Origin of the sequence: Adhaeribacter aerolatus (genome assembly GCF_007991635.1) — a bacterium.
Lineage (GTDB): Bacteria > Bacteroidota > Bacteroidia > Cytophagales > Hymenobacteraceae > Adhaeribacter > Adhaeribacter aerolatus.
The window spans coordinates 36,767-49,347 of the sequence record NZ_BJYS01000009.1; the positions used below are offsets into that span (position 1 = coordinate 36,767).

At 42.1% G+C, this 12,581-nt stretch carries 9 protein-coding genes; 7 read left to right on the forward strand and 2 right to left on the reverse strand.

Annotation, left to right across the window (positions count from 1 at the left end; translation table 11 throughout):
• Positions 1-298: 298 nt before the first annotated feature.
• The 7 genes from AAE02nite_RS08050 to AAE02nite_RS08080 all read left to right on the forward strand — a co-directional run bounded on the left by AAE02nite_RS08050 (position 299) and on the right by AAE02nite_RS08080 (position 9,588).
• Positions 299-1,051 carry a polysaccharide biosynthesis/export family protein gene (locus AAE02nite_RS08050; RefSeq protein ID WP_146896807.1) on the forward strand — a complete coding sequence of 251 codons (753 nt, stop codon included), beginning with the start codon at positions 299-301 and terminating at the stop codon, positions 1,049-1,051.
• 17 nt (positions 1,052-1,068) lie between these two features.
• A complete protein-coding gene (locus tag AAE02nite_RS08055) occupies positions 1,069-1,644 on the forward strand; it encodes a WcaF family extracellular polysaccharide biosynthesis acetyltransferase (protein WP_146896809.1) in 576 nt (191 codons plus the stop codon).
• A 295-nt stretch (positions 1,645-1,939) separates the two neighbouring features.
• Positions 1,940-4,288: an exopolysaccharide transport family protein gene (locus AAE02nite_RS08060; protein WP_146896811.1), complete on the forward strand. Its 2,349-nt coding sequence runs from the start codon at positions 1,940-1,942 to the stop codon at positions 4,286-4,288.
• A 297-nt stretch (positions 4,289-4,585) separates the two neighbouring features.
• Positions 4,586-5,617 (forward strand): acyltransferase family protein, encoded by a 1,032-nt coding sequence (locus tag AAE02nite_RS08065; protein WP_170252548.1) that lies wholly within the window; start codon positions 4,586-4,588, stop codon positions 5,615-5,617.
• Positions 5,618-5,673: 56 nt separating this feature from the next.
• The gene (locus AAE02nite_RS08070; RefSeq protein ID WP_146896816.1) at positions 5,674-6,888 is read left to right on the forward strand and encodes a glycosyltransferase family 4 protein; all 1,215 of its coding nucleotides are present in this window, start codon (positions 5,674-5,676) and stop codon (positions 6,886-6,888) included.
• Between the two features lie 187 nt (positions 6,889-7,075).
• Complete coding sequence (locus tag AAE02nite_RS08075; RefSeq protein ID WP_146896818.1) at positions 7,076-8,326, forward strand: hypothetical protein; 1,251 nt, start codon at positions 7,076-7,078, stop codon at positions 8,324-8,326.
• Positions 8,327-8,397: 71 nt separating this feature from the next.
• Entirely contained in the window at positions 8,398-9,588 is a 1,191-nt protein-coding gene (locus tag AAE02nite_RS08080) for a glycosyltransferase family 4 protein (RefSeq protein WP_146896820.1), read from the forward strand.
• A 146-nt stretch (positions 9,589-9,734) separates the two neighbouring features.
• Here AAE02nite_RS08080 and AAE02nite_RS08085 read toward each other — a convergent pair whose 3' ends face one another.
• A complete protein-coding gene (locus tag AAE02nite_RS08085) occupies positions 9,735-10,580 on the reverse strand; it encodes a glycosyltransferase family 2 protein (protein ID WP_146896822.1) in 846 nt (281 codons plus the stop codon).
• 91 nt (positions 10,581-10,671) lie between these two features.
• Positions 10,672-11,829, reverse strand: coding sequence for a glycosyltransferase (locus AAE02nite_RS08090; RefSeq protein WP_146896825.1), 1,158 nt, complete (start codon positions 11,827-11,829; stop codon positions 10,672-10,674).
• Positions 11,830-12,581: the final 752 nt, after the last annotated feature.

The following is a 12,581-nucleotide window of genomic DNA, read 5'->3' on the forward strand; positions in this document are numbered from 1 at the left end:
ACCTAAAAAAATTTGTCTGGCACGAAAGAGCCATTTTGTATACCAACGATTCTTTAATTTTTTTAAGTATAAAGTTAAGACCGGTGCTGTTTGCCCGGGATTTAATATAGAGGCGATAAAAAATTTGAAACCAGGTATAACAAAAAAGTTATAAACTATTAGAAAAGTTAAATCGTCCGTAAATTTTGTACCCGGACAGCTTTTGTCAGATGCGAGCAACCAAGAATATTTACTTGTTACGATTAATATAGACCCATTACTTTTAAAACCGACTAAGTTTAACAAACCGTAAAACTCAATGAAATTAATTAATCGCGCTATTTTTTATCTAACTGCTTTAATTTTAATCTCTTCCTGTGCCTCCAGCAAAAAATTCATTTTGTTGCAGGATCAACAAGCCGATGCGCAGAACAACCAAAACGAATTAATTAAATCCTTTACTTTAAAAGAAAAAGAATACCTGATTAAAGAAGATGATCGCCTGCTGATTAATATCTTCAGCATGACCGAAGAAAGATTTAACTTTTTAAACGACCGGCCCGAAGTAGAAGTTACCGTAGATAGCAAGGGGCAAATTGACCTGCCGGTGATTGGCCTGGTTAAAATTAGCGGTTTAACCATACCAAACGCCGAGAAAAAAATAAAAACAGCGGCCACCGATTATTTAAAAAATCCCCGCATAGCCATTAAATTATTAAATTTTAATTACACGGTAATTGGTGAGGTGGGCAAACAAGGCACTATTAATGTTATTGACCCGCAAGTAAATGTACTAGAAGCCATTGGTCAGGCCGGCGGTTTCAGCGAATTTGCCGATCGCCAGAACGTCCGGCTTATTCGTCATGAAAATGGCAAAGCCAATATTTACCAAATAAATGTGCTGGAAGATAATCTGCTGCTATCGGATAAGTTTTTCTTGCAGCCAAACGATGTTATTCTGGTAAACTCCGTGAGTAGAAGAACAACCAGCCGGGATCGATTGAGTACTGTTAGTATTATTCTCTCTATTGTTACCAGTTTAAGTTTTGTCCTGTTACGGGTAAATAATTAAAATTACTTTTGCCTCACATGTCAGTAAAGGCGTCAGAAAACCGGAAGGTAAACTTATCAAAATACAACAACGACTGGTATAAGCCAGGTGGTTCGGCTATGAAGCGTACTATCTGGTTTTTTCTCAACGCTTTGGTATTTATAAATCCGCTGGTGCCGGTAAATGGCCTTAAAATTTGGCTGTTGCGTATGTTCGGGGCCCGGATTGGTAAAGGCGTGGTTATAAAACCTAATGTAAATATTAAATATCCCTGGCTTTTAACCATTGGCAACCACGTCTGGATCGGCGAAAAAGTTTGGATCGACAACCTGGCCCCCATAATTATACACGATAATGTAACGCTCTCGCAGGGAGCCATGTTGCTAACGGGGAGCCATAATTATAAATCAGAAACCTTTGATTTAATGGTAAATAAAATTATTTTAGAAGAGGGCGCCTGGATTGGCGCGCAGGCGGTGGTTTGTCCGGGTGTTATTTGCTGCTCGCACAGCATTCTGGCTGTAGGGTCGGTGGCCACCCAAAACCTGGAGCCTTATCTTATTTATCAGGGTAATCCGGCCGAGAAAAAGAGAGAACGCATCATTAATTTTTGATATTTCTACCTAATTATAAGTATTGTAAGGCTATTTACCGTAATACAGTTGTTACCATTAAATTTTAAACCAATGTGAGAGAGCCGTACAAAAGTGAAAATAGAATTTGGTTTAAAGTTTGGTTGCCACAAATTAATGGCTGAATGCAATCAACTACCTTTTCTAACCCTGTAAAAAAATGAAATTTATCTAAATTGTAAGTTGTCGCCGGCTTTGGCTTGTAAATTGCTGCAAAAAATAATCAGTAATTTCTGCCGCCTGGTAAAACATAATAAAATTATTCTAGCTCATTAAAATGGATTTATCGCAACCCCCCAGAGTCAATAAAAAGACTACCTTTAAAAACCGCTTATTACTTAAAAGACTACTTGCCCATAAATATCTCTTTTTGGTAAGTGTTTTGCTTTTTCTGACGGGTGCCTACTTTCATAATCTGTATACCCCGCCGGTGTATTTGGTTAAATCTTCGGTACTGGTAAAAGAGGCCGACCCGAGCCAGAGCGATATGGCGCAGATTTTATACGAGAAGACTGGTAGTGAAGCGCCGGTGAAAAACATGGCCGATGAAATCGCGATTCTGAAGTCATTTCCGTTTATCTACCGGACCATGAAAACCCTTAATTTCCGGGTTTCTTATTTTACTAAAGACCAGTTAACTACCCGCGAAATGTATGAGAACCTGCCATTCCGGGTTTCTTTTATAGATTCTACGTTAACCAACACGGTAACCGGCTCTCCTTTCCAGATTACTTTTATTGATAAAAATTATTATACCCTGGAAAACGAAGGCCATGGGTTAACGAAAGAAAATGCGCAATGGAAAGCCCAGCACAAAGTAGGCGAAACCGTTATGGTAAACGGAAACTCGCTCTTGGTAGAAATAACGCCGGATTTTAAAGTGGAACAACACGCGCGGAAAGATTATGAATTTATTATTCACGACTGGAACAGCTTGGTAATGGGTGCCAAGGGTAGTATTTCTATTTTGTTTCCGGAAAACGAAAGCTCGGTGCTGGATATTTACTACGAAACCAGCATTCCGCAAAAAGGAATTGATTTTCTGAACGCTTATACCAAGCAATACATCGATTATAAGTACGAAAACAAAAACAAAGCTGCCACCCAAACTTTAGATTTTATTGACGAACAGTTAGCTGCTACCCGGAGTACCTTAACCCAGGTAGAAAGACAAAAAGAAGCCTTTAAAGCAGAAAATACTTACTCCGAGGCTAACTCCATGACTGACCGAGGGCTTTCTGCCCTGTCGCAGCTAGAGAACGATAAAGCCGGTTTAATTGTAAACGAACGGTATTATAATTCTATTCTGCAGTCTTTAAATTCAGAACGGAATTTAGATAAACTGGTGGTACCCTCTTCGATTGGTATTGATGATCCTGTGCTGAATAATCTAATCAGCCAATTGGTTGAGTTGCAAATAGAAAGAAATACTTTCTCCAGCGGTGGCCAGACCAAAAACCCGGTTTACCAGGAGTTGACCATCAAAATAAATAATATCAGAAGAACGCTGCAGGCCAACCTGAACAGCTTACTGGCCTCTAACCGCATTCGTCTGAGCCAGATTAACTCCCGTAGCCGGACCTTCCAGGAAAACGTAAACCAAGTACCGAAAGCCGAACGGCAATTTGTTAACATCGAACGGTTGTATGAGCTAAACAGCACTATTTACCAAACACTGTTACAGAAAAAAGTAGAGGCCGGTATTATTAAAGCTTCGGCTACCATTCAGAACCGGGTAATAGAACCGGCTTACAACGAAAGTGGCGCGCCTATTCAACCCAAGAAAACAAATACTTATATTCTGGCATTGCTGTTGGGCTTAGGCTTACCATTTGCTTTTGTTTGGATAAAAGGTGCCATGAATAATAAAATCGCCTCGAAAGACGATGTTATGAGCCTGACCTCGATGCCGGTTTTGGGTACTATTTACCACAACACCACTTCGTCGCCGTATGCCATTACTACCAATTCCCGAACAGCTATCTCCGAATCTTTCCGGGTACTGCGTTCAACCCTCAACTCGATGGGGGTAAATAAACCATCGCAGGTGTTATTGGTTACCTCTACCAGCAGTGGCGAAGGTAAAACCTTTAACTCTATCAATATTGCTTCTTCGCTGGCCTTAGCCCGGAAGAAAACAATTTTAATTAACCTCGACCTCCGGATTTACAGCCAGTTGCATAAACTGATGAAACAGGAAGTGGGTATCAGTTCTTACCTTAACGGCGATATTGACATCAAAGACATTATATTCCCGACGGATAACCCGATGCTGGACACCATAGCCACCGGACCGCTGCCGAATAACCCGGCCGAGTTAATTCTGGATGATCGGTTCCCGTTGTTGATTAACCACCTGCGCGAAAACTACGATTACATCATTATTGATAGTCCGCCACTGGGTATTGTTTCGGATCCGTACATTATTGCCCGATACACCGACTTAAATTTACTGGTAATTCGCCAGGGTTATACACCAAAAGATAAGTTAGTGGAGCTGGAGCAAATCTATCAGGAAGGCAGAATCAGAAACGTGGGTATTATCCTGAACGACGTACCGGCCAGCAACGATAAATACCAGTACGGTTACTTCTCCGACGACAAAAAGAAAGTTAAAGCTTTATAAACATCCGCTTTCTTAAATTACTGATAAATAGAGGTGGGCTTATTTCTAACGCCGTATTGCCAAAAGCAACGGAAAAGAATAAGCCCACCTATATCAAATCTGGCCAAACTCAATTTTACAATAAATTGAGTTATTCAGAATGATTTTAAAATTGAAAGTCTAAGGTTTAATATTTCCTGACCAGCAAAACCGGCCTAAACCAGTACTCTAACGGCAAATTACTTTTATTACCTAATGAGCATTTTTACTCCAACCTTTAGCTTAAAAAGTTTTTTAACAGGCCCTGGTTTTTTAAGGTTGGTCTTAGCCTTAATTGTGGTTTTTCACCATAATACCAAATATTTAAAAATTGGCGAATTTGCGGTTTTTGCCTTTTTTATGCTGAGCGGCTACTGGATTCATAAGATGTATAAAGAAAAATACGACTTACTGGAAAGCCCGTATTATTCATTTATTACCAGCCGTTGGTTACGCATTTACCCCACTTATATTTTTAATTTAATACTTGTACTCTTAATCGTATTTGTTTTTAAGTGGTCGCCGGAAGGGTTGCAGGCCTATGTCGAAGACGGCGACAGCCGGTTTTGGTTTAGCAATATTTTTTTACTGACTTACAACCAACTGCCGGTGCCGCTGATGTTTCTGGTTCCAGCCTGGTCTTTAGATATTGAGTTACAATTTTATATTATTTTTCCGCTCATTTTTCTGTGCTTAACCCGTACTAAACCCGTTTGGGTTTACCTGGCTTGTTTCCTGGTTTCAGTAATAGCCAACACCTTACTGCACCATATTTTCCAGGGCACAGTAATTACAGGTATTCATTTTTTCCTGGTTGGCTCTTTGCTGTATGTTACCGATTATAAGCCCGGCAAATCCGCAGTTTACCTCTCGGCGTTAATATTTATCGCCTTATTGAGCATTAATTACCTGCACCCGGTGCTGCGGACCAATATGTTTGCCAGCAACCGCGACCTGATGTGGCTGGGCATGAATTACCACGAATTATTTAACACGGCTTTGGCCATTGTTATTATTCCCATCCTGGCAGCCAATGTAAAACAGCCCAGCCCGCCTACCGACCGGCTGATGGGTAATTTATCGTATGATATTTATTTATTTCATTGGGTATTAGCGCTCCCTTACAACTACTTTTTCGCGCATTTGCCATTGGTGCAGCGTCTGCCCTATTTCATTCTCTATTTCATAGTTACCCTGGTAGGCAGTTACGGCATTTATAAGCTTATCGACGAACCGGTGGAGCGCTTGCGTAAAAAATGGATAAAAGAAACAAAAAAACCAGTTGGCCTGGAAGTACAAAAAATAAGGTAATGTGCCGGGCAACCTAAAACAACGGGCACCCGAATTACCGGCCTGCATTTGCATCCATGAAAACACCTGAAATTATATCCTTCCATCCGGGCAAACAACATAACCTGGAACAAGCTTACCAGATAGCCAAATCGTTCAAAGATTACAAGCACCTCACCAGCTTGTATTTCGATGAGAAAACGGTACAGGTTTGGGGAAATATTTCGCCTAAAATTGGGGCTAACCTTAAAAAGCGTTCGGCGCCCTTACCGGCCAGTTTTGTAGATACCAATATGCTGCCGGAAATTAAGATGCTGCTGAAAAGAAAGCTGGGGTATAAAGCTAAAAATGCCGATTACCTGGACCGCAACGAAATTTTTCAGGAATGGATAATTAAGAACTACGCGCCGCCCAAAATCTGTATTGGCTATGATACTTCCAGTTGGGTGGTTTTCGAAAAATGGAAAAATAAATCGTTCCTGATTCTGGATTTATCCATTGCCATACCGCAGTATAAACTAACGCTGGCCCAGGAATATAAATCGGATGCGGCATTTATTCAGAACCAAACCAAAGACGATGGCCCGAGCTACGCGATTTATGCAAAAGAACTGGAACTGGCCGACCTTATTCTCTGCGGTTCCGAATTTGTACGAGATTCGTGTTTATCGGTAGGTACAGACCCGGCTAAATTAGTAGTACTGCCTTACGGCGCCGACTTAAATAAATTCAGCAACAAAGCCGGGCAGCCGCAGAACCCGGCCAAAATAAAAATTGCTTTCGTAGGCGCCGTTAATTACCGCAAAGGTGCCGATGTGGTATTACAAGCCTGGGAAAACATTTTAGAAGAATATCCGCAGGCCGAACTTCATTTCTACGGCAATGTGCAAATGGAAGTACCTACGAATCTGGCGCGGGTTTTTTACCACGGTTTTATTCATCAGGACAGTTTGGTAACCGAGTTAAAAACGGCCCAAATATCTATTTTACCCAGTTTTTTAGAAGGTAGTTCGCTGGCTATTTACCAATCGATGGCCATGGGTTTGGCAGTTATTACTACACCTAACACCGGCAGTATTATCGAGCATCAAAAAAACGGTTTGCTGGTGCGTTACGGTTCGGTTGCGGAAACCACGGCTGCCTTACGCCAACTCATCGAAGACAAAGTGCTCCGGACCCGGCTGGCCGCCGCTGCCCAAGCCGATATTCAGGAATATTCCTGGGATAATTACGGGAAAAAGCTAAACAGCTTACTCCAGCGTGTGCTGCAAAAAACCATTAGCTTAAAATAGACCTATTCCGGAGGAGACATAAAATTGCTTTTTAGACCTTAATACTTAATTTGTTATACTTTTATCTATTATATCGCGCTAACCACTAAATAAACCCTGCTAAAACCACGCTGACTGCTGATGCCGGTAAATGGCAATTTTATCTTTAACTTTATAGCACCAATATTACCCCGACCGACCAATTATTATGAGTGAGTTATTTTTATATTTATTTTATTTCCTGTGCGGCGGCCTCTTTCTGAAAACGGTTATTGAGCCTCGGCTTATTTTTGAATATCCTTACTTTCTGGCGGGTATATTTATTATCTTCCTGGTACCCCAAACCATTATTCTCTACAACCAGCCCTACCTGGTGCCCAACAGTAACCTGGTTCCTATTTTCAGCATGTGCTTTTTATGTTTGGGTATGGGGGCGCTGGGTTATTATGTAGCGCCCTTAATTAAACTAGGAAATAATTTAAATGTGCCGCTCAACCTCCATAAACTTAAAATAGTGGGCATCATTTATATGGCGCTGGGGTATTTCTTTTTATTTCTGATAAACCGCGAAATAGGCAATTCTGATGAGGAAGTAACCCAGCTATCTGGTTCGGTTACCATCTATTTTATGTTCTTCAACGTAATTTATATTGCCTTTCCTATATTCCTTTATTTTAGTTTCCGGAAACCCAATTTTGTTAATATTTTACTCACGGTTTTATCAGCGCTGCCTACCCTTAACTTAATTATTTTTGCCGGCCGGCGGGAGCCAACTGCCCTCTTTGTCTTATCAATTGCGCTTACTATGTTTTACCAAAGAGGCTTTGTACCACCGCGGGCCGCTATTATTGGTATTATTGTGTTTGCCATGTTAATTATACCGGCCATTGGCGATTACCGCGAAAAAGCCGAAGAAGATCCCTGGCTGGCCCTCACTTCTCTGGACTTACAAGAAAGCTTTAAAAATTATTTTAAAGTAGAAGAAAATGAAGTGCTGGAATTAGCGGTAGCCGCGCACGTTCTCGACTCGTATTCTTTTCACGGAGAATACACGTTTGGCGCCAGTTACTGGAACGAAATGGTGTTCCGGTATGTACCCGGCCAGTTGTTAGGTACCGATTTTAAGGAATCGCTGTACATCGGCGAACGTACGGTAGTTTACCGCAACGGTTACCAGCGGCCACCCGGCCTTACCATTACCGGCCTGGCCGATAGTTTTCAGCAATTCAGTTATTTTGGATTTATATTCTTCTTCTTTTTAGGAGGTTTCTTCCGGTACCTCTGGAGAATCTCGCAGACAGAAGGAAATTTATTGGTTCAGATTTTATACATGTTGTGCGTAATACAAGCTTTGTTGTCGGTTACCCACTCTACAGTTGTTTTCCTGCCGGGTATATTCTTTAGCTTTATTGCGCTTTGGGGGGCCGCGCTGTACGCCAAAGCCGAAACCGAAGAATAGCTTACCTAAGTATTACCATTTGCTCAACTCCCAAAAGCCCTTTATTAAAGTTTTAAATTTATTTCCTGCCCATGAAAGTAGCGGTTTTATTTGACCGGTTTGGTCCTTATCATATTGCCCGTTTAGAAGCCGCGGCCAAATATGTAACGGTTATTCCCATAGAAGTATCCGGCGAAACGAGTGAGTACCAGTGGGACAAAGTGGAAAGCCAGGTGCTGAAAAACCGCATTACGCTATTTGCGCAGAAAGAAAGTACCAAAATTCCGGCTGCGCAGCTCATGCAAACTTTGGCGCAGGAATTAAGCAAAGCTAAACCCGATGTAGTGGCGGTTAACGGCTGGTACGACCGGGCCGCTTTGGGAGCTCTCGCCTGGTGCCTCGAAAATAAAGTACCGGCTGTAGTTATGAGCGAAAGTGCCGCCGGCGATGAACAGCGCATTTGGTGGAAAGAATTTATTAAACACACTCTGGTTGGCCGTTTTGGCGCTGGGTTAGTGGGTGGCAGCCGCCATGCCGATTACCTGCACGCCTTAGGTATGCCGAAAGAAAATATATTTATTGGCTACGATGTAGTGGATAACGATTATTTCGAGCGGGAGGCAGACAAAGCCCGCGGCCAGCGCAGCTTTTGGCAACAGCAAAAAAACTTACCGGAGAACTACTTTTTAATTGTAAGTCGTTTTATTCAGAAAAAGAATTTACCTTTTGTGATTAAGGCTTACCATGACTATTTAAGAAATGCTAACGGCCAGGCTTGGGATTTATACCTGCTCGGCGATGGTCCTTTAAAACCAGAACTGCTGCAACTTACAGAAGAATTAGGTTTGCGAGACAAGGTCCATTTTGAAGGATTTAAGCAGTACGACGAACTACCTATTTATTTTGGATTAGCCAGAACGTTTATTCATGCCAGCACCACCGAACAATGGGGCTTGGTGGTAAACGAGGCCATGGCATCGGGTTTGCCGGTAGTCATATCGGAGCGTTGCAACTGTGTGCCGGAATTGGTGCATACGGGCCGCAACGGCTATGTAATCGACCCCAACAACCAACCGGAACTTACCCGCATTATGACTTCCCTCTCGAACGGCCAGGACAACCCGGAAGTAATGGGACAGGAAAGCCGAAAAATTGTTACCACCTTACATGCAGATGCTTTCGGTCGGGGTCTGCGAGATGCGGCCCAAGTGGCCCACAAAGCACCGCGCAAAGGAATGGGCTTACTTACCCGGTTTCTGCTGAAGAAATTGATAAACCGCTAAGGATTTATTAGTGTCAGAACTTTTGCAAAGTACTTCTACCAACGCCCCGGCCGTGTCTTATGACCGGCCAGTTGCCTTTTAGGTTTGCGGGCAAAGACTTGAAACTTGGTGGTAATCACACCATTAATAGTGACCAAATGGAATAATTAACTTCGCTTTTTGGTTTTCGCTTCCAGCACCATGGCATCAATTAAAAACCGGAACCAGAAACCCTGCAATAAATGGAAAACCAGCCCCATTTTGCCATCTAAAAAACCTAGCTTAAAAAAGTACCGGTAAAAGAAGTATAAAAAGCTGCGCATAAACAAAGGCGACTTTTGAAAGACATTGCTCTTAAACCACCGTCGTCGCTCAATTGGCGTACCAAATAAATTAGCCTTTACATCGCCTTTCTCGGAGGTAGCCGTAATAATTTCGTTGGCTTCAAAAGCAGCCCAGCGGGCGTGGCCCATGGTAAAGTTTTGCAGGGTATCGGTAACCGTATCAATAATGTCGGTGCCGGCTTTTACTACTTCTGTTACCCCATCAACCACAAAATGCTGATCGTACACTTTGTCTTCGCATTTACCTTTGCTGGTCCGGTACAACCGCAAATGGAAATTAGGATAATGGCCGCCGTAGCGAATCCATTTACCTAAAAACATGGTCCGCCGGCTAAACATATACCCATCTACCGCTTTAGCCGGATCAAAATTTTTATTCAGCCATTGCACCAGTTCGGGTGTAAAACGCTCACCCGCATCTAAGTGAAATACCCACTCGGTATTGTAAGGGTTATTGGCTTGTGCCCAGTTGCGTTGCCGCGAATAATTTTCGAAAGGATGCTGTTTGTAAACAATACCATGCTGCTCTACTATTTGCAAGGTGCTGTCTTTCGAGCCCGAATCTACTACAAAAATGGGGGCATCTACGCCGTTCAGGCTGGCTAAACAAAGCGGTAAGTTTGCTTCCTCATTAAAGGTAAGAATGATTATGGTAAATTTTGTATTCATAACTTCACGCCAACCCGGATGTTAGCCGAAACCAATATTGGGGTTGCTCCTGTTTTACGCTAAATCAGTTTTGCTAATTTCTGTTGCTTGATTAATCAAATAATACCGTTTCCGGATGCTGGCCACCTTTGTCTACCCAATTATATACTTCGGCCATTTGTTCGGCTATTTTGTCCCAGGTATATTTTTTCAGTACCAGTTCGTACCCGTTCTGCCCTAGTTGGCGGCGCTGTTCGTCGGGTAAAGAAAACAATTGTTGTAAACCAGCCGAAATACTGGCTGGTTTAGGCTCAATTTTTATAGCGGCTTCGGCTTCGTATCCTTCGGGCAAATTACAGGCCGGCGTTATGAGCACCGGCACTTTATACGACCAGGCTTCCAGAATAGCCATAGGCAAACCCTCGCTTAACGAAGGTAAAATAAACGCATCGGCGTGGGTAAAAGCCAGGTGCTTGGCCTGGTCAAACAAGGGGCCGGTAAAAATTATATCTCCTTCCAGACTTAGTTCTCTTACTTTGTCTTTTAAGGATTGGGCATAATCATTATCGCCCCAACCGGCAATTACCAGGCACCATTGCTGGCGCTCCGGCAAGGCTGCCCACGCCTCCAGCATATTTTCAATGCCTTTTTTAGGGTGTAGCCGGCTGATAAATAATACTACTTTGCGGTTATTTACCTGGCTGTACCAGGCTGGTTTTTCGGTTACCGGTTTGGTATCAGGTAAATCTACGCCATTTGGAATAATACAAACCGGATTGGTTAAGCCAAACTGGCGGATATCTTTATATTCTTTATAAGTATGGGCGTGAATACAGGCGGCATTTTTTAAGCAGCGGCCCTCGTACAAAAACGTTACAATCTTCTTTTTCCAGGCGGCATTTTTCAGAGCCCAGGGTTCCAGCATACCATGAATGGTAACAATGTAAGACTTACCCGAACTAAACCAATGATTGGTAACCACCGAAGTGTACATCCAGAGCACCTGTAAGTGGCCTACTTGGCACTCGCTTTTTACAATGGCATTTTTAAGCGCCGGCGAATACCGGAACGCATGCGGACCGATAGAGGGGAAAGTAAAAACCTTAATTCCCCCCCACCTTGGCAAGTCATTTTGGGTATTTTCGTCATTCTGTCCGTAAACCTGTACTTCACAACCAACCGCGGTCAGTGCTTTTGCCAGGGCCAGTTCAACTTCAAAAATTCCGCCGGAGCTCCTGGAAACAGAAGGCGTAATAAAAGCAACTTTCATTTATATGCGATAACCTTTAATAAAAAGAATCGGCTCCAAAGCCATTTTATTCTCTTATTAAACCGTATGTCTATTTTTTGTAACTAATTAAGTCCGACTGCGCTAGCTAAGTAGCAATGCCGGTTTTTGATGTAAGATTACTAATTTTTTCTATCAATTCAGAAGAATATTTAGATTAAAATATATTTGACTTATTCGCTGTACTTACCACCATCATTATCTTTTTGTTTTACTAATTATTTGCCCTACTTACGCAGAATACTATATTCGGATGCTTACCCTGCTCCAGCAATTTGGTTACTTAGTTCGGTGTGAATTAGTAAAACTTTAGCCAAACTGACCTGACAGCGTGTTTTCACCGGCAGGCCAACAATGAAAACACACCACCATCATTATTAAAGAGAGGCTTTTCGCGAAAGTTCTGATTAGGTTAACTAACCCCCAAAGAGCATTATGGTAAAAGCAGGAAAGATAAATTAAAGTGCAGAACCTATTATACGGATAAATATTGTCTGGCCGGAGGTAATTTTAAATATTAGGAATTACAAATATTTCAACAGCATGGGGTGGCTGTTCAAAATTCTGTATTTTTGATATGTTCTGTTGAATAAACGAGAAAAAATTAGTTATTTTACTAAATAACTGGATTTAACATTTATTTTTTATAACTATAATTTTTTGTAACTATAAATAGGCCGAAACAGTTAAAGGCTAGTAATCGCAGGAAATGTATCTGACCAGTTAAACTGATG